This window comes from Homoserinibacter sp. YIM 151385, from assembly GCF_027912415.1.
Lineage (GTDB): Bacteria > Actinomycetota > Actinomycetes > Actinomycetales > Microbacteriaceae > Schumannella.
Genome location: NZ_CP115175.1, coordinates 112,643 through 129,870, shown reverse-complemented (window position 1 = coordinate 129,870; position 17,228 = coordinate 112,643). Strand labels below are relative to the sequence as shown.

The following is a 17,228-nucleotide window of genomic DNA, read 5'->3' as shown; positions in this document are numbered from 1 at the left end:
ACAGGAGCATCCGCATGCGCATCCGTCCCCTCGCCGGCGCCGCCGCCATCGGCGTCGCCGCACTCGTCCTCGCCGGCTGCGTGCCGAACGCGCCCGCCGGCGCCGCGAGCATCGCCGTCGACATCGCCGACGACCGCTGCGCCGTCGCGACCCCGACCGCGGAGGCCGGGCCCGTGAGCTTCGACCTCGCGAACTCCGGCACCGACGTCAACGAGTTCGAGATCCTCGCGGAGGACAAGCTCCGCATCGTCGGCGAGAAGGAGAACGTGACACCCGGGCAGCACGTCACCTACGTCGCGCAGCTCGAGCCCGGCACGTACTACACGGCGTGCAAGTTCCAGCTCATCGGGGCGCCCATCGGCCTCGCCGAGTTCACGGTGACCGGCGAGGCGAGCGCCGTCTCGGAGGACGAGCAGGCGCTGGCCGACGAGGCGGTCGCCAACTACGTCGCCTACATCAAGAGCCAGGTCGGCGAGCTCCTCCCCCAGGTCGAGGCGCTGGCCGACGCCTATGCGGCCGGCGACGACGAGACGGCGCGCGACCTCTTCGCGAGCACGCGCATCTCCTACGAGCGCATCGAGCCCACGGCGGAGGCCTTCGGCGACCTCGACCCGAAGATCGACTACCGCGAGGTCGACGCCGTCGCCGAGGGCCTCGCGTGGACGGGCTTCCACCGCATCGAGAAGGACCTCTGGCCCCCGGCGGAGGGCGACCTCAACTCGGACGGCACGAGCGCCCTCCTCGACTGGGCGCCCTCCACCGACGCCGAGCGCGCCGAGTACGCCGCGGGCCTCGTCGCGGACGTCGAGGAGCTGCATTCGCTCGTCACCGCCGACGACTTCACGGTCGGGCTCGCCGACATCTCGAACGGCGCGATCGGGCTCCTCGACGAGGTCGCGGTCGGCAAGATCTCGGGCGAGGAGGACTGGTGGTCGCACACCGACCTCACCGACTTCGCCGCGAACGTGCAGGGCGCGGAGGTCGCGTTCGGCAACGTGAAGGAGCTCGCCGCCGCGAAGAGCGACGACGCGGCGGCCCTCATGGACGAGATCCAGGAGGAGTTCGACCGCATGGAGGCGCTGCTCGCCGAGTACGGCTCCCTCGAGGAGGGCTTCACGCCCTACGACGAGGTCTCCGACGCCGAGCGCAAGGAGCTCAGCGACCAGGTGAACGCCCTCGCCGAGCCGCTCTCGCAGCTGACCTCGACGGTGCTCGGCCTCTAGGAGACGCATGGACGACGAGCGCACGCCCGACGGGGCCGACGGCCGACCGGTCCTGAGCCGGCGGGGCCTTCTCGGCCTCGCCGGCGCGGGTGCCGCGGGGCTCGCGCTCGGCGGCACCGCCGGGGCCGCCGTCACGGCGGCCGCGCTCGGCGCGGGGGCTGCGGGCGGCTCGGGAGCCGCCGCGTCCTACCCGTTCTACGGCGAGCACCAGGCGGGCATCACGACACCGGCGCAGGACCGCCTGCACTTCGCTGCCTTCGATCTGGCGTCCTCGGCCACGCGCGAGGACCTCGTCGAGCTGCTCGAGGACTGGACGACCGCCGCCGCCCTCCTCGCGCAGGGGCTCGAGGTCGGCGCCGGCGGCGCCGTCGACGGCTCCCCGCTCGCCCCGCCCGGCGACACGGGCGAGGCGCTCGGCCTCCCGCCCTCGGGCCTCACGATCACCTTCGGCTTCGGCCCCTCGCTCTTCGAGACCGCGGAGGGCGAGGACCGCTTCGGCCTCGCCGCCCGCCGGCCGGCGGCGCTCCAGCCGCTGCCCCGCTTCACCGGCGACGCGCTCGAGCCGCGGCGCTCCGGCGGCGACCTCGCCATCCAGGCCTGCGCCGACGATCCGCAGGTCGCGGTGCACGCGATCCGCAACCTCAGCCGCATCGCGTTCGGACGCGCGGCGCTGCGCTGGTCGCAGCTCGGATTCGGCCGCACCGCCTCCACCTCCACGAGCCAGACGACGCCGCGCAACCTGTTCGGGTTCAAGGACGGCACCGCGAACGTCAAGGCGGAGGAGGGCGCGGCCGTCGCGGAGCACGTCTGGGTGCAGCGCGGCGACGGGGCCGGCTGGATGACGGGCGGCACCTACCTGGTCGCCCGCCGCATCCGGATGGTCATCGAGTCCTGGGATCGCGTGCGCCTCGAGGAGCAGGAGCGGGTCATCGGCAGGTCGAAGGGCGAGGGCGCCCCGCTCTCGGGCGGCACCGAGTTCACGGAGCCCGACTTCGGGGCGACCGGCGCGACCGGCGCACCGCTCGTCGACGAGGCCGCGCACGTCCGGCTCTCGCACCCCGGCGTCAACGACGGCGTGCGGCTGCTCCGCCGCGGCTACAACTTCGTCGACGGCAACGACGCGCTCGGCCGCCTCGATGCCGGGCTCTTCTTCCTGTCGTTCCAGCGCGATCCCGCGCACTTCGCGACCGTGCAGCGGAGCCTCGCGCGCGACGCCCTCAACGAGTACATCAAGCACGTCGGCTCGGCGGTGTTCGCGGTGCCGCCCGGCGCGCGCGAGGGCGAGCACATCGGGCAGGCGCTGTTCCGCTAGAGGGGCGCGACGACGTAGGTCACGGTCGTGCCGTCCTGCGTCAGGACGACGCGGTAGGTGTCGTCCGTGAAGGTGCCGAAGCCGCTTCTCGCGTCGGAGTTCTGGATGTCGGCGCGGTAGCCGCCGTCCTGGAGGAGCGTCGCGGCCGCGCTGAAGGCGCCCTCCCCCTCGACTGCGAGCTGCACGGCCCAGCCGCCGCCCTCGGGTGCGCTGCCGCCGCCGATGACGTCGCCGTCGATCATCGGCACCGCGTCCGTCGGGAAGCCGGGAGGCACCTCCCCGTTCCGGGAGATGCCGGCGCCGCCGAGCGTCTCCGAGATCGCGTCGTCGACCGCCTGGTCGAGCTGCTCCTGCGCGCCGTCGACGGCACCCTGGACGGCGTTGTCGACGACCGAGCAGCCCGCGAGCGCGAGCGCGGCGGCGAGCGCCGGGACGAGCAGGAGGGCGGGACGACGGCGGGTCATGCCGCCATCATCCCGCATCCCCCTGGACGCGATCTCTAGGCGTTGGCGCGCTTGAGCCGCGAGGTCGCGCGGGCGCGCTCCTGCGCCGAGAGGATGACCTTGCGGATGCGGACGACCTCGGGGGTCACCTCGACGCACTCGTCCTCGCGGGCGAACTCGAGGCACTCCTCGAGCGTGAGCCGGCGCGAGGGGGTCATCCGCTCGAAGGAGTCGGCGGTCGACGAGCGCATGTTCGTCAGCTGCTTCTCCTTCGTGATGTTGACGTCCATGTCGTCGGCGCGCGAGTTCTCGCCGACGACCATGCCCTCGTAGACCTCCTGCGTCGGCTCGACGAAGAAGGACATGCGCTCCTGGAGCGCCACCATCGCGAACGGCGTCGCGACGCCCGCGCGGTCGGCGACGATGGAGCCGTTGACGCGGGTCGTGATGGTGCCCGCCCACGGCTCGTAGCCGTGCGCGATCGCGTTGGCGATGCCGGAGCCGCGGGTGATCGTGAGGAACTCGGTGCGGAACCCGATGAGGCCGCGCGACGGGACCACGAACTCCATGCGGACCCAGCCGGTGCCGTGGTTCGACATCGAGTCCATGCGGCCCTTGCGCGCCGCGAGCAGCTGCGTGATCGCGCCGAGGTGCTCCTCGGGCGCGTCGATCGTGAGGTGCTCGAAGGGCTCGTGGAGCTTGCCGTCGACCTGCTTCGTGACCACCTGCGGCTTGCCGACGGTGAGCTCGAAGCCCTCGCGGCGCATGTTCTCGACGAGGATCGCGAGGGCGAGCTCGCCGCGACCCTGCACCTCCCACGCGTCGGGGCGGCCGATGTCGACGACCTTGAGCGAGACGTTGCCGATGAGCTCCCGGTCGAGGCGGTCCTTGACCATGCGCGCGGTGAGCTTGTGGCCCTTCACCTTGCCGATGATGGGCGAGGTGTTCGTGCCGATCGTCATCGAGATCGCGGGGTCGTCGACCGTGATCGCCGGCAGCGGACGGACGTCCTCCGGGTCGGCGATCGTCTCGCCGATCGTGATGTCCTCGATGCCCGCGACCGCGACGATGTCGCCCGCGCGCGCCTTCTCGGCGGGGATGCGCTCGAGCGCCTTCGTGATGAGCAGCTCCGTGATGCGCACGTTCGAGTGGGTGCCGTCGTGGCGGACCCAGGCGACCGTCTGCCCCTTGCGCAGCTCGCCCGCGAAGATGCGGAGCAGGGCGATGCGGCCGAGGAAGGGGCTCGCATCGAGGTTCGTGACCCAGGCCTGGAGCGGCGCCTCGTCGTCGAAGGTCGGGGCCGGGATGTGGGTGAGGATCGCCTCGAAGAGCGGCTCGAGGTCGTCGTTGTCCGGCAGCGTGCCGTTCTCGGGCTTGTTCGCGCTCGCGGCGCCCGCACGGCCGGAGGCGTAGACCACCGGGACGTCGAGGATCGCGTCGAGATCGAGGTCGGGGACGTCGTCCGCGAGATCCGAGGCGAGGCCGAGGAGCAGATCCTGGCTCTCGCCGACGACCTCGTCGATGCGCGCGTCGGGGCGGTCCGTCTTGTTGACGAGCAGGATGACGGGCAGCTTCGCCTCGAGCGCCTTGCGGAGCACGAAGCGCGTCTGCGGGAGCGGGCCCTCGCTCGCGTCGACGAGGAGCACGACGCCGTCGACCATGCTGAGGCCGCGCTCGACCTCGCCGCCGAAGTCGGCGTGGCCCGGGGTGTCGATCACGTTGATCGTGATGGGGCCGTCCGTCGCGTGCTGGCCCGCGTAGGACACGGCGGTGTTCTTCGCGAGGATCGTGATGCCCTTCTCGCGCTCGAGGTCGTTCGAGTCCATCGCGCGCTCCTCGACGTGCGCGTGCGCGTCGAAGGAGTTCGTCTGACGGAGCATCGCGTCGACGAGCGTCGTCTTGCCGTGGTCGACGTGGGCGACGATCGCGACGTTGCGCAGATCGGAGCGGCGGGCGTTCGCCATGCGGAAGCACCTCTGGAGGAGAAGGGAAAAGGATGTCGGACACCGGACGGAGCCGGGGACCGGTCGATTCTACCCGCTTTGCCCGTCGTCGCCGCTCGGGGCCCACATCCAGGCGTTCCAGAAGACCCCGCGGGCGAGCGGCGAGCGCGTCACGCCGTCGACGCGGGGGCCGATCGCGGTGAGCACGCGCTGCTCGGCGATGGGGAGACTCGAAGCGGAGGCCCAGACGCGCTCGTCGATCTCGCCCAGGAGCTCGGCCTGGCGCGCGGGGTCGGCGAGCGGGAGCTCCTCGGCCGCCGCGTCGACGCGCGCGTCGGCGAAGCCGGTGAGGTTCGCGCGCCGCGAGTCGCTGCGGTAGACGGCGCTCACGGCGGCGGGACCGAGCCGGCTCGTGTCCCAGGCGAAGAGGGCCGCGTCGTAGGCCCCGGGCACGCCGAGGAGCTCCGACCACTCGCGGCTCGCGCAGCTCGTGACGCGGAATCCAGCCTCGGCCGCCGCGTCCCGGATCAGCTCGAAGCCGGCCGAGCGGCGCGGCTGCGCGGGATCGAAGAGCAGGCACACCTCGGGCGCGGTCGCCCCCGCCTCGGCGAGGAGGGCGCGGGCCGCCGCCGGGTCGGGCGAGGCGTACCCGGCGGCGCCGGCCGAGTCCGCCGCCGCCTCGTACGCCGGATCGCCCGAGCGGAGCGCGAAGGAGTCGAGCACGGGCGCCTCGTCGCCGACGCCGAGGGCCTGCAGGGCGGCCAGCTCGGCGCGGGGCACGGTGAGGAGGAAGGCGCGACGCACCCGCTCGTCGCCGAAGGCGCCCGAGCGGGAGCCCTCCAGCTGGAGGTCGAGGTGCTCGAAGGAGGCCGACGGGGAGGCGACCACGCGCGCACCGGACCCCTCCTCGAGGCTCGCCGCGGCCTCCACGTCGTCCGCCTCGCCGCCGAGGGGCGCGAGGTCGAGCTCCCCGGCCTCCACCGCGTCGACCGCGGACTGCGGATCGGCGACGACGCGGAGCGCGATCCGCTCGACGAGCGGACGCCGGACGCCCCGGTACTCCGGGCTCGCCTCGAGGACCGCGCCGCCCTCGCCGTCGAGCTCGGCGAGGCGGTAGGGCCCCGAGGAGACCGTGAGCCGCTCGTCCTCCGGCATCGCGTCGCCCAGGGAGTAGGCGCTGTTCCAGGCCCGCGACAGCGCGGCGAGCGCCTCGCGGTCGTCCTCGAGCACGGCGTCGGCGACGAGGGTCTTCGCCGCCGCCGCGTCCTCGCCGCCGTCGAGCGGGGCGTCGAGGGCGAGCGAGGCGAGCACGTGCGCCGGCACGGCCGGCCTGAGCAGCAGCGGCCAGCCCGGCACCGCGCGATCGAAGTGCACGACGAGCGCGCGGCCGTCCTGCTCGACGACCGGGTCCTGCACCGCCTGCTCGAGGCCGCTCCCGACCGCGCCGTCGAACCACACCGCATCCCGAGGGAAGTCCGCCGTGTAGCGGCCCGTCTCCGCGTCGATGAAGGGCGCGTCGTCGAAATCCGGCTCGTCGCGGGCGCCCGAGTCCGCGACCCAGGCGAGGAGGAGGTCGGCCGCGTCGATCGGCGTGCCGTCGGACCACCTGGCGTCGCCCGAGAGCGAGTAGCGGACGGTGAGCGGGTCCTCGGCCACGAGCTCGGTGCGGCCGAAGGACTCGTCCGCGACGAACTGCCCGGCGTCGTCGTACCAGCCGAAGCCGGAGCTCAGGAGGGAGGCGGCGTCCGCATCCGTCGCGGTGCTCCCGCCCGTGCCGGCGTTGAGGGTCGTGAGCGGATCGGGCACGCCGACGCGCACCTCGCTGCCCTCGACGAGCACGGGGCCGGTGCAGCCGGCGAGGACGAGCGCGGCCGCGGCCGTCGCGGCGGCCGCGGCGAGTCGGAGGGCGGGGCCGAGCACCTCAGCCCTCGGCCGGGGAGCCGCTCGGCGACGGGGACGGCGCGGCCGGACGCCAGGCCCACGCGTTCCAGAGCACGCTCGTCGCCAGCGGGCTGCGGCTCACGCCGTCGACGCCCGGGCCGACCGCGACGATCGACGGGGGCGCGTAGAGCGGCGCCCCGACCGCGAGATCCCAGAGCCGGCGGTCCACCTCGGTGAGGAGCTCGGTCTGCCGGGAGGGGTCGCCGTCGGCGGCGCGGACGCGGTCCAGCAGGGCGTCGAGCTCGGGGTCGGAGATGCCGGCGATGTTGTCCGCGGCGTCGGTCCGGAACTCGGCCGCGACCGGTGCGCGGCCGTCCGCGCCGATCTCGACGTCGACGAGCGCCGCATCCCAGGTGCCGGGCTCGGCGAGCTGCGCCTCCCAGTCCTTCGTCGCGCAGCTCTCGACCCGGATGCCGACCTCCTCCGCCGAGGCGCGCATGAGCTCGAACTGGGCGGCGCGGGCGCGGTCGTCGGGGTCGAAGAGCACGCAGACCCGGTGGACGCGGTCGGCGGCGCCCTGGAGGAACTCCTCGGCGCGCGCGGTGTCGACGACGTCGTAGGCGACCGAGCCGTTCTTCGCGATCGCGGGCGCGTAGTCGTCGGAGAGCGGGTGGAAGACGAAGGAGTCCGCGACGCCGGCGGCGGGGTCGACGGGCGTCACGAGGTCGCGGACCATCTGCTCGCGCGGCACGGTGCGCAGCAGCGCCCGCCGCACCAGCGGATCCTCGATGCTCACGTTGAGGCCGTCGCGCACCTTGAGCACGAGCTGGAGCATGCGGTTCTGCTGCCCGGTCTCGATCGTGAGCCCGTCGACCCCCTGGAGCGCCCGGACGGTCGCGGCGGTCGGAGAGGCGCTCGCGACATCCACCTCGCCCGCCGCGAGCAGGTCCGCGAGGTCGTCGGAGCGGTCGAGCGTGCGGATCGCGATGCGCTCGTAGATCGGCTGGCGCAGGCCCCGGTAGCCGGGGTTCGCGACGAGCTCGACGCGCTCGCCCGGCTCGATCGACGCGATCCGGTAGGGCCCCGAGGCGACGAGCAGGCCGGTGTCCTCCGGCATCTCGGTGAAGCGCCAGTCGCGGGTCCACGCGAGCGAGAGCGGCGCGAGGGCCGCGCGGTCCCGGGACTCGATCGCGGCGACGACGGCGCGCTTCGCGGCGCCCGGATCCCGGAGGTCGAGGGCGCGCCGGGCGAGCACGTGCGCCGGGATGCCGGGACGCAGCGCATCCTCCCAGCTCGCCGTCGACTCGGGGAACTGCACCGTGATCCCGCGCCCGTCCGGGTCGGCGCGCGCGATCGTGCCGGAGAGCCCGCTGTCGACCGCGTCGAACACGATCGCGTCGGGGTCGACGCCCTCCGCGAGCTCGCCCGTCTCCTCGTCGACGGGCTGCGCGACCTCGAGCTCGTCGTCGAGCCCGTGCGAGCCGGCCGCCCACGCGAGCAGGAGGTCGGCCTGGTCGACCGGGACGCCATCCGACCACGCGCTGTCGTCGGCCATCGTGTACCGCACCCGGAAGGGCTCCTGGCTGACGATCTCCGCACGGCCGTACGCGGTGTCCTCGACCGGCTGCGCGTCCGCGTCGAGGGTCGTGAAGCCCGAGGTCGTGAGCGCCGCGATGTCCTCGTCGACCACGCCGCCGCCCGCCCCGGCGGCGGGGTTCGCGGTGGTGAATCCGCCGCGGATGCCGACGGTCACGACGGTGCCCGCGTCGACGCGCGGCGCGGTCGCACAGCCCGCGAGGAGGGCGGTCGCGGCGAGGACCGCGACGGCCGAGCCGATGGCGCGGCGCACGCTCCCCCGCATCCCGATCGACCTCACCGGATCAGCGTAACCGACTCCCGCCCGGCTCCCGCCGGGGTGCCGGACGGCGTGCGCGGACGCCCCGCTCACTCCCCGCCGTCGGCGAGGATGCGCTTGCGGATCTCGCGGCGCTCGCGCTGCTCGGCCGGATCCGGCACGGGGATCGCGGCGATGAGGCGCTGCGTGTAGGCGTGCTGCGGCGCCCGCAGGATCTGGTCGCGCGGCCCCTGCTCGACGATGCGCCCGCGGCTCATCACCGCGATGCGATCCGCCATGATGTCGACGACCGCGAGGTCGTGGCTGATGAAGAGGCAGGCGAAGCCGTACTCCGCCTGCAGCGACTTCAGCAGCTCGAGCACGGTCGCCTGGACGGAGACGTCGAGCGCGGAGGTCGGCTCGTCGGCCACGAGGAGCCGCGGCTTCAGCGCGAGCGCGCGGGCGATGCCCACCCGCTGCTTCTGCCCGCCCGAGAGCTCGTGCGGGTAGCGGTTGCGGTAGTCGCGCGGCAGGCGGACGCTGTCGAGCAGCGCCTCGACGCGGCGATCGAGCTCGGCGCCGCGGGCCTCGCCCGCGAGCAGCAGCGGCTCGCCGATGCTCTCGCCGATCGGGAGGCGGGGGTTGAGCGAGGAGGACGGGTCCTGGAAGACGATCCCGACCTTGCGGCGGAGCGTCTTGATGAGCGCCCGATCCGCCGTGCTGATGTCGGTGTCGGCGACGACCAGGCGGCCGTCGGCGATCGGCTGGAGGCCGATCGCGGCGCGGCCGATCGTCGACTTGCCGGAGCCCGACTCGCCCACGAGGCCCAGGATCTCGCCCTCGGCGATGTCGAGGCTGACGCCGTCGACCGCGCGGAAGGCCTGCACCCGGCCGCGCTTGCCGTACTCGATCGCCACCTCGTCGAGGACGAGGACCTTCGGCCGCTCGGCGTCGAGCGCGTGCGCGCGAGCCGCCTGGGCCGCCTCCGCCTGCACCTCCTCGGCGCGGTGGACCAGCTCCGCCTCGAGCTCCATGTCGCCCTCGACGACCGTCGCGAGCGCGGCCGACAGATCGATCTCCTGCTCGCCGGCGCCGCCGCTGCCGAGTCGGGGCACGGCGTCCAGCAGCGCCCGCGTGTACGGGTGCTTCGGGTCCGCGAAGACCTCCTCGACCGTGCCCGTCTCGACGATCTCGCCCTGGCGCATGACGATCATGCGGTCGGCGAGGTCCGCGACGACGCCCATGTCGTGGGTGATGAGGAGGATCGCCGAGTCGAAGCGGTCGCGGAGGTCGCGCATGAGCTCGAGGATCTCCGCCTGGACGGTGACGTCGAGCGCCGTCGTCGGCTCGTCCGCGATGAGCAGCGAGGGGTCGCAGCTCAGCGCCTGCGCGATCATCGCGCGCTGCCGCTGACCGCCCGAGAGCTGGTGCGGGTAGGAGTCGAAGGCCTTCTTCGGGTCGGGGAGGCCGACGAGCGTCAACAGCTCGATCGCGCGGCCGCGCGCCGCGCTCGGCGTCATCGGCCGGTGCGCCCGCAGCGCCTCGACCACCTGGAACCCGACCGTGTAGACCGGGTTGAGCGCCGTCATCGGCTCCTGGAAGATCGCGGCGACCTGATCGCCGCGGACCGCGCGGAGATCCTTCGGCGAGAGGCCGATGAGCTCGCGGCCGTCGAGCTCGACGCTGCCCCGCACGCGGGCGTTCCGCGGGAGGAGGTCGAGGATCGACATCGAGCTGACGCTCTTGCCGGAGCCGGACTCGCCGACGATCGCGAGGACCTCGCCCGGCTGCACCGTGTACGAGAGCGACTTCGCGGCCGGGACCCACACGTCGTCGACGGCGAAGTCGACGCTGAGCCCCTCCACCTTGAGAGCGGGCGTGCCTGCGGTTCGGGTGCGGTCGGTCACCGGTCTGTCCTTCCCTGGACGGCGGGATGCGGGAGCATGGAGTCATGGCGCCCGGCACCGAGACCTTCCGATCCCGCTTCAATCACGTGCTGTCGTGCGTCATCTGGGCCGTGTGCGCGGCCATCGCGGCGGTCGTCGTCCTCACGCCGGGCGAGCACGTGCCCGTCGTCGCGGCGCTGCCGCTGCTCGGCATCGCCGGCGCGACCTGGATCCTGCTGTGGCGTCCGCACGTGGCGGTCGACGACGCGGCCGTGACGATCGCGAACGCGACCCATGCCGTCCGCATCCCCTGGGAGGCGGTGATCCACGTCGACACGAAGTACTCGCTCGCGGTGCACGTGCCCGGCCGCCGCTACACGGCGATCGCCGCGCCCGCGCCCGGCCGCATGACGGGCTTCGCGGCCCGACGCGGCGAGGATGTCGCGGCGGAGCCCGGCGACCGGGTGCGTCCCGGCGACCTCGCCTCCACCGACTCCGGTCGGGCGGCGCAGCTGGTGCGCGGACGCTGGGAGGCGCTGCGCGATGCCGGCCGCATCGAGTCGGGGCTCGCCGACCGCACGCGGACGGGGCGCCGGCCCGACCTGCTGGCGATCGCGGTCCTCGCGGGCTCGCTCGCCGCCGTCCTCCTGCCGCTGGCCCTCGGCCGCGGCTGAGCGCACGCGCTCGCGGATCACGCCTGCTCCTTCGTGCGGCGGATCGAGAAGCGCTTCTGGCGCGGGTCGAAGGCGTCGCGGAGGCCGTCGCCGACGAAGTTGACGAGCAGCGCGAGGAGCACGATGAAGGAGCCCGGCCACCAGAACAGCCAGGGCCGCGTCTGGAACGCCGACTGGTTGTCCGAGATGAGCCGGCCGAGCGAGATGTCGGGCGTGCGGATGCCGTAGCCGAGGTAGCTCAGCGCGGTCTCGAGCAGCACCGCGGCCGCCGCGAGCAGCGTCGCGCTCACGATGATGACGCCGATCGCGTTCGGGAGGATGTGCTTGAAGATGATGCGCAGATCGCTCGCCCCGGCCACGCGCGCCGCCTCCACGAACTCCCGCTCCCGCAGGCTCAGGAACTCGGCGCGCACGAGTCGGGCGACGCCCATCCACGAGAACAGCGCGAGGAAGAAGGCCAGGAGCCAGACGCCGAGGCCGCCCGTCGCGCGACCGACGATCGCGCCGATGACGAGGGCGGGGATGACGATGAAGATGTCGGTGACGCGCATGAGGATCGCGTCGACGATGCCGCGGTAGTAGCCGGCGATCGCGCCGACGACCGTGCCGATCACGGTGCCGAGGCCGCCGATGATGATCATCACGACGATCGAGTTCTGGATGCCGCGCATCGTCATGGCGAAGTAGTCGACGCCGATGCGGTTCTGGCCGAAGGGGTGCTCGCCGAAGGAGATCCCGGCGCCGCCGAGCCACTCCGGGACGAGCGAGAGCGTCGGGGCGCCGCCCGCGACGTTGGGGTTGAGGGCGATGTAGCCGTACTTCCACCAGCCGGGGATCGGCCCCAGGCCGATCGCGGAGACGGCGAAGGCCAGGATCGCGATGAAGACGAAGATCGAGACGACCGCGATGCGGTTCTGGAGGAAGCGCTTGAGGATCAGCCGCCCCTGGCTCTCGCCCTTCGTCTCGTCGGGACGGTCGGGCTCGTGCTCGTGCGGGGTCGACGGCTCGGTCATGAGGCTCATCGGGCGCTCCTAACGGGGGATGCGGCGGCGGCCGCCGGGCGGACGCGGCGGATCACGCGCGCACCCGCACTCTCGGGTCGAGCGCCGCGTAGGCCAGGTCGGCCAGGAAGTTGAAGAGGATCGCGGTGAACGCGATCACGAGGAAGTAGCCCATGATCGGGTTCAGGTCGACGCGCTGCAGCGAGGCGTTGAACAGTCGGCCCATGCCGCTGATGGCGAAGACCTGCTCCGTGATGACGGCGCCGCCGAGCAGCGCGCCGATGTCGGCGGCGACGAGCGTCGCGATCGGGATGAGCATGTTCCGCAGCGCGTGGCGGACGACGACGACGCGCTCCGGGAGGCCCTTGGCGCGCGCGGTGCGGATGTAGTCCTGGTTGAGCACCTCGAGGAGGCCGGCGCGGGCGTAGCGCGTGTACCCGGCGAAGCTGATGAGCAGGAGCGCGATCGTCGGCAGCAGCAGGTGGGTGAAGGTGTCGATCCCGGTCACCCACACGTCGCCGCTGTAGCCCGGGGTGGAGGCGCCGACGGTCGCGATCGGGCGCCCGTTGATGCGGGGCGAGCCGATGTAGTCGGGCCAGGACTGCATGAAGCGGTCGAGCAGGACGACGGCGCCCGAGAGGACGGCGACGATCGCGCCGACCCGCATCGCCTGGCCCCGGTCGTGCCCGCCGAGGACGGCGCCCGAGATGAGCCCGACCGCGAGGGTCGCGATTGCGAGGATGACGAGGGTGCCGGAGCTGGAGATGTCGAACAGGCCCTGGAGCGCGAAGAACGCGATGTAGGCGATCAGGGCGTTGAGGCCCGCGACGATGAGCGCGCGCCGATTGGAGAGGCCGGCCGCCACGGCGACCGTGACGAGCGCGATCCCGACGACGAGCACGAGCACGCCGACCGGCCCGAGCCCGGGGGTCTTGAACCAGTCGGTGGCCGTCATCCAGCCGAGCACGCCGCCGGTCGCGAGGGCGGAGACGCCGAACACGATGAGCCGGCGCCGGAGCGGGCCGCCGACGAGGACCTGCCAGATGAGGCCGGCGACGATCGCGATCCCGATGAGCGCCGGCACGGAGATCGCCTCGTCGGCTTGCAGGAAGTCGTTGAACCCGAGCGCGATGAACTCCTTGAGGAGCACCGCGACGAGGAAGGAGGGCAGCGAGTAGAGGAAGAAGCTGAGGAAGGTGATCGCGAGGTCGAAGCCGCTGTACTGCCGCAGCGCCGTCACGATGCCGACCACGACGCCGAGGATCAGCGCGAGCACGAACGACCCCGAGACGAGCTGGATCGTGGAGCCCATCGCCGTCGGGAGGATCGTGAGCACGTCGGCGTTGGCGATCGTGAGGCCGAGGTCGCAGCCGCCGGTGAACGGCACGAGGCACTGCGCGGCGCCGCCGAGCCAGATGAACCAGCGGAGCGGCGGCGGCACGTCGAGGTCGAGCGCGTCGACGCGCGCCGCGATGAGCTGGGCCTTGTTGGGCGCATTCGAGCCCTCGAGGTCCTGCAGGGGGTTGCCCGAGCTCGCCGCCAGCACGTACATGATGAACGATGCCGCGACGAGGATGAGGATCGAGACCGCGATGCGTCTCAGGATGAAGCCGACCAAGATTCGCCTAACTCTGTCGTGCGTGCCGGGTGGCGATCGCCGTCGAACGCCGGGAGGCCCGGGCAAGCCTAACCGCTGGAGCCCGCCCGCCATGACGGATGCGGGCGGGAGCGGGCAGAGAGCGGGGCGTCGGAGTGGATACTCCGACGCCCCGCCTCGAAGGGGGCGCGGTGCGCCCTGCGGACTACTCCGTGAGGGTCCACTCCTGCGCGTTCCAGACGATGCCCGTCTGTCCGCCGAAGTAGGCCAGCCCCTCGACGGAGCCGTTGTCGGCGAAGAGGCCCGGCAGCTGGAACAGCGGGAGGCCGTAGGCGTCCTCCGCGGTCAGCGCGTCGATCTGGATCTTCTTCTCCTCGAGGGCAGCCGGGTCGAGCTCGGTCTGCGTCTCGTCGATCAGCTTGTCCGCCTCGGCGTTGCTGTACTCGTTGTAGTTGCCGCCGCCGCCGGTGCGGAGGATCTGCGGGAGGCCCGCGGATCCGGCGCCGGGCGAGATCCAGCCGAAGATGGAGGCGTCGTAGTCGCCGCCCTCGAGCAGGCTGGACCAGTCGGGCGAGCCCGCGTCCTCGATCTTGAAGCCGGCCTCCTCAGCGGACTGGCGGATCGCGTTGAACGAGTCGACGCGGTTCGGGTTGTCCGTGTTGTAGAGGATGCGGACGGTCGGGGTCGCGCCGTCGAGGAGCTCCTTGGCGCCCTCGATGTCCGGCTCGGCCCACTCGTCGTAGCCGCTCGCCTCGACCGCGGCCTCGTAGTCCGCGTTCTGCGGCACGTAGATCTGCGAGTTGAGCACCTCGGCCTCGGGGTTGATCGGGGTGATGATTGACTCGAGGATCTGCTGGCGCGGGACCGTCTTGAGGAAGGCCTCGCGAACGTCCTTGTCCTTGAACACGTCGCTGCCGAACTTGAGGTCGAGGTGGTCGTAGGAGACCTGGTCGCCCTCGTGGACGGTCGCGTTGGCGCTCTCGAGCGCGGTGAGCGTGTCGGCGCTGGGCTGCGGGTAGATCGCGTTCACCTCGCCGTTCTGGAGGGCCGTGACCTGCGCGTTGGCGTCGCCGATGAACCGGATGATCAGCTTGTCGTACGACGGGGAGAGGTCGCCCTGGTACTCGGGGTTCTTCTCGAGCGTGATGTCGTTCTCCGGGTTGAAGCCCGTGACGACGAAGGGACCGCTGCCCACGAGGAGCGACTCGTCGTCCGGCATCGACGTGACGTCGTAGCCCGTGTTCCAGAAGTCGGCCGCGGCCTTGAGGATCTCGTTGGGCTCACCCGGGTTCTCCGGGTCGCCCTCCGGCGAGTCGAGCAGGTTCTGCGTGAACTCCTCGAGCGTGACGCCGGCCTTCTCCGCCATGACGTGCGCGGGCTTGCCGATGAGGTTCACGAGCTCCCAGTCCACGTACGGCTTGTCGTAGACGAGGGTGAGCGAGAGGTTGTCCTCGCCGATCTCGGGCAGCGCGGTCGTGTCGAGACCCGTCGTGCTGCCGGCGAGGCTGAAGTACTGCGTGCCGGAGGTCGCCTCGCCCGTGGCCGGGTCGAGCGTCGCGTCGTCGTAGTAGCCGGAGCTCTGGGCCCACGCGAAGAGCATGTCGTCGGCCGTGATGGGCTCGCCGTCGGACCAGGTGAGGCCCTCGTTGAGCTTGTACTCGACCGTGAGCGGGTCGTCGCTGAGCTTCTCGTAGGTGCCGAAGCTCTCGTCCTTGAGGATGCTGAAGTCCGCATCGAGGCGCTGGAAGCCGCCGAGCCCGAGACCGCCGCTGACGCCGGTCAGGTAGCCGACCATGCCGTTGGTGTCGAGATTCGCCTGGGGGGTGTCCCCGTTGAACGACGTGAAGGCGTTGGTGGTCGCGACGGTGATGGTGCCGCCGGTGGGGGCCCCCTCATCGCCGCCATCGGTCGTGCAGCCCGCGAGCACGAGCGCCGACGCGCCTGCTGCGATGGCGACCGCCGCCACGCGCCGGAAGCGCGGTGCAGAGATTGGCATTGTTCCTCCTGTGCAAGTTGGCGAGACAGGCAGGACGGTTCGCCCGGCATGCCACGCTGGATACCTTGACCCTAAGTAGAGGGCCAGGGCCCCGGCAAACCCTAGGCGGAAACGTTACGCGGTGGAAACCCGAATGCCGATTCATTGCGTGGCATTGGGATCTGTTGCGCCGTGGTGGCGCGTCCTGCAAGAAAACGCCGTGTGACGTGCACTCACTCCGGCTTGTTGTGCCTCGGGGCGCGTAGCATCGACCCGATGACCCTCTTCATCTACGACGGAGCGTGCGCCGTCTGTCGCGCCACCGTCCGCACCCTGCGACACCGCCTCTCGCGCTTCCCCGAGGCCGTGCCGTACCAGGATCTCGACCTCGACGCCTACGCGCTGAGCCGCGAGGAGGTCGACGGCCGCGTCTGGATCCTCACCCCGTCGCGGCAGATCGCCGGTGTCGGCGCCTGGTCATGGATCCTGCGGGCCCAGCCCGACGCCCGACTGCGCTTCGCGGGGCACCTCCTGCGGACTCCCCCGTTCCGGCAGCTCGCCGAGCTCGCGTACCTCGGCTTCGCCCGCATCCGCCACCGCATCCCCGTCCGGGGCTGAGCGCGTGAGCGGCATCGACGGCGGGCTGCCCGCCTCGCGTCGACGCATCGGGGCCGAGATCCTGCTCGTCCTCGGCGTCTCGCTCGGCGCCTCCGCCGTCTACGCGGTCGTGCAGCTCGCCGACCGGCTCAGCCGCGAGCAGTCGATCTCCTCGCAGACGGCGACGCTCAACCCCTCGCGGAGCGACCGCGAGATCTTCGACCTGCTGTACCAGCTGCTCTCCGTCTTCTTCGACCTCGTGCCCGTCGTGCTCGTGTGCTGGCTGCTCTGGTCGAGCGCCAGACCGCACCTCGGCCGGCTCGGCATCGACCTCGCACGACCCGGGCGGGATGCGCTGTGGGGCGCGGGTCTCGCCCTCGCGATCGGCGTGCCCGGCATCGTCGTCTACCTCGCGGGTCGCGCCGCCGGTGTCGCGGTCGCGGTCGACCCGGCCGGCCTCGACGAGCACTGGTGGACGGCGCCCGTGCTGCTGCTCTCGGCCTTCCGCGCGGGCGCGACGGAGGAGATCATCGTGATCGGGTACCTCTTCGCGCGCCTCGGCGATCTGCGCTGGAATAGCTGGACGATCATCGCGTCGACCGCCGTGCTCCGGGCGACCTACCACCTGTACCAGGGGGTCGGCGCGTTCGCCGGCAACCTGCTCATGGGCCTGCTCTTCGGCTGGCTCTACTCGAGGACGAAGCGCGTCCTGCCCTTCGTCATCGCGCACACGATCATCGACGCGGCGATCTTCATCGGCTACCCCTGGGCCGCCGCCGCCTTCCCCGAGCTCTTCGGCCTCCCCCCGGCCTCCTGAGATCGCAATAGACACGTCTCCTGCTCGACGGACCGCGCTGTTGCG

The 17,228-nt window shown here is 72.3% G+C and carries 13 protein-coding genes; 5 read left to right on the top strand and 8 right to left on the bottom strand.

Features of this window, described 5'->3' with window-relative positions; all coding sequences use genetic code 11:
• The first annotated feature begins 14 nt into the window (after nt 1-14).
• Together efeO and efeB are read left to right on the top strand one after the other, a co-directional pair.
• Entirely contained in the window at nt 15-1,223 is a 1,209-nt protein-coding gene (gene efeO, locus OF852_RS00645; RefSeq protein WP_271119888.1) for an iron uptake system protein EfeO, read from the top strand.
• 7 nt (nt 1,224-1,230) lie between these two features.
• Nucleotides 1,231-2,535: an iron uptake transporter deferrochelatase/peroxidase subunit gene (gene efeB / locus OF852_RS00640; protein ID WP_271119887.1), complete on the top strand. Its 1,305-nt coding sequence runs from the start codon at nt 1,231-1,233 to the stop codon at nt 2,533-2,535.
• Here efeB and OF852_RS00635 read toward each other — a convergent pair.
• From OF852_RS00635 to OF852_RS00615, 5 genes are all read right to left on the bottom strand, one after another.
• Nucleotides 2,532-2,999, bottom strand: a complete 468-nt coding sequence (locus OF852_RS00635) for a hypothetical protein (protein WP_271119886.1) — start codon at nt 2,997-2,999, stop codon at nt 2,532-2,534. The genes efeB and OF852_RS00635 overlap by 4 nt on opposite strands.
• A gap of 35 nt (nt 3,000-3,034) precedes the next feature.
• Nucleotides 3,035-4,942: a translational GTPase TypA gene (gene typA / locus OF852_RS00630; RefSeq protein ID WP_271119885.1), complete on the bottom strand. Its 1,908-nt coding sequence runs from the start codon at nt 4,940-4,942 to the stop codon at nt 3,035-3,037.
• A 69-nt stretch (nt 4,943-5,011) separates the two neighbouring features.
• Complete coding sequence (locus OF852_RS00625; RefSeq protein WP_271119884.1) at nt 5,012-6,841, bottom strand: ABC transporter substrate-binding protein; 1,830 nt, start codon at nt 6,839-6,841, stop codon at nt 5,012-5,014.
• A gap of 1 nt (nt 6,842) precedes the next feature.
• The gene (locus tag OF852_RS00620; RefSeq protein ID WP_271119883.1) at nt 6,843-8,678 is read right to left on the bottom strand and encodes an ABC transporter substrate-binding protein; all 1,836 of its coding nucleotides are present in this window, start codon (nt 8,676-8,678) and stop codon (nt 6,843-6,845) included.
• A 68-nt stretch (nt 8,679-8,746) separates the two neighbouring features.
• Nucleotides 8,747-10,543 carry an ABC transporter ATP-binding protein gene (locus OF852_RS00615; RefSeq protein ID WP_271119882.1) on the bottom strand — a complete coding sequence of 599 codons (1,797 nt, stop codon included), beginning with the start codon at nt 10,541-10,543 and terminating at the stop codon, nt 8,747-8,749.
• Between the two features lie 44 nt (nt 10,544-10,587).
• On the opposite strand from OF852_RS00615, the gene OF852_RS00610 reads away from it, so the two are divergent.
• Entirely contained in the window at nt 10,588-11,196 is a 609-nt protein-coding gene (locus tag OF852_RS00610) for a PH domain-containing protein (RefSeq protein ID WP_271119881.1), read from the top strand.
• Nucleotides 11,197-11,213: 17 nt separating this feature from the next.
• Here the strand turns inward: OF852_RS00610 and OF852_RS00605 are convergent, their stop codons facing one another.
• The 3 genes from OF852_RS00605 to OF852_RS00595 all read right to left on the bottom strand — a co-directional run bounded on the left by OF852_RS00605 (nt 11,214) and on the right by OF852_RS00595 (nt 15,790).
• On the bottom strand, nt 11,214-12,218 hold the full coding sequence (locus tag OF852_RS00605) for an ABC transporter permease (protein WP_442908636.1): 1,005 nt from the start codon (nt 12,216-12,218) through the stop codon (nt 11,214-11,216).
• A 52-nt stretch (nt 12,219-12,270) separates the two neighbouring features.
• Nucleotides 12,271-13,815: an ABC transporter permease gene (locus OF852_RS00600; protein WP_271119880.1), complete on the bottom strand. Its 1,545-nt coding sequence runs from the start codon at nt 13,813-13,815 to the stop codon at nt 12,271-12,273.
• 184 nt (nt 13,816-13,999) lie between these two features.
• Nucleotides 14,000-15,790, bottom strand: a complete 1,791-nt coding sequence (locus tag OF852_RS00595) for an ABC transporter family substrate-binding protein (RefSeq protein WP_271119879.1) — start codon at nt 15,788-15,790, stop codon at nt 14,000-14,002.
• Between the two features lie 255 nt (nt 15,791-16,045).
• On the opposite strand from OF852_RS00595, the gene OF852_RS00590 reads away from it, so the two are divergent.
• Both OF852_RS00590 and OF852_RS00585 read left to right on the top strand, forming a co-directional pair.
• The gene (locus tag OF852_RS00590; protein WP_271119878.1) at nt 16,046-16,387 is read left to right on the top strand and encodes a thiol-disulfide oxidoreductase DCC family protein; all 342 of its coding nucleotides are present in this window, start codon (nt 16,046-16,048) and stop codon (nt 16,385-16,387) included.
• Between the two features lie 4 nt (nt 16,388-16,391).
• A complete protein-coding gene (locus OF852_RS00585) occupies nt 16,392-17,183 on the top strand; it encodes a CPBP family intramembrane glutamic endopeptidase (protein WP_271119877.1) in 792 nt (263 codons plus the stop codon).
• Nucleotides 17,184-17,228: the final 45 nt, after the last annotated feature.

Coding starts and splice junctions, on each gene's coding strand:
- efeO (WP_271119888.1), top strand. CDS start 15: ATGCGCATCCGTCCCCTCGCCGGCGCCGCCGCCATCGGCGTCGCCGCA.
- efeB (WP_271119887.1), top strand. CDS start 1,231: ATGGACGACGAGCGCACGCCCGACGGGGCCGACGGCCGACCGGTCCTG.
- OF852_RS00635 (WP_271119886.1), bottom strand. CDS start 2,999: ATGACCCGCCGTCGTCCCGCCCTCCTGCTCGTCCCGGCGCTCGCCGCC.
- typA (WP_271119885.1), bottom strand. CDS start 4,942: ATGGCGAACGCCCGCCGCTCCGATCTGCGCAACGTCGCGATCGTCGCC.
- OF852_RS00610 (WP_271119881.1), top strand. CDS start 10,588: ATGGCGCCCGGCACCGAGACCTTCCGATCCCGCTTCAATCACGTGCTG.
- OF852_RS00605 (WP_442908636.1), bottom strand. CDS start 12,218: ATGAGCCTCATGACCGAGCCGTCGACCCCGCACGAGCACGAGCCCGAC.
- OF852_RS00595 (WP_271119879.1), bottom strand. CDS start 15,790: ATGCCAATCTCTGCACCGCGCTTCCGGCGCGTGGCGGCGGTCGCCATC.
- OF852_RS00590 (WP_271119878.1), top strand. CDS start 16,046: ATGACCCTCTTCATCTACGACGGAGCGTGCGCCGTCTGTCGCGCCACC.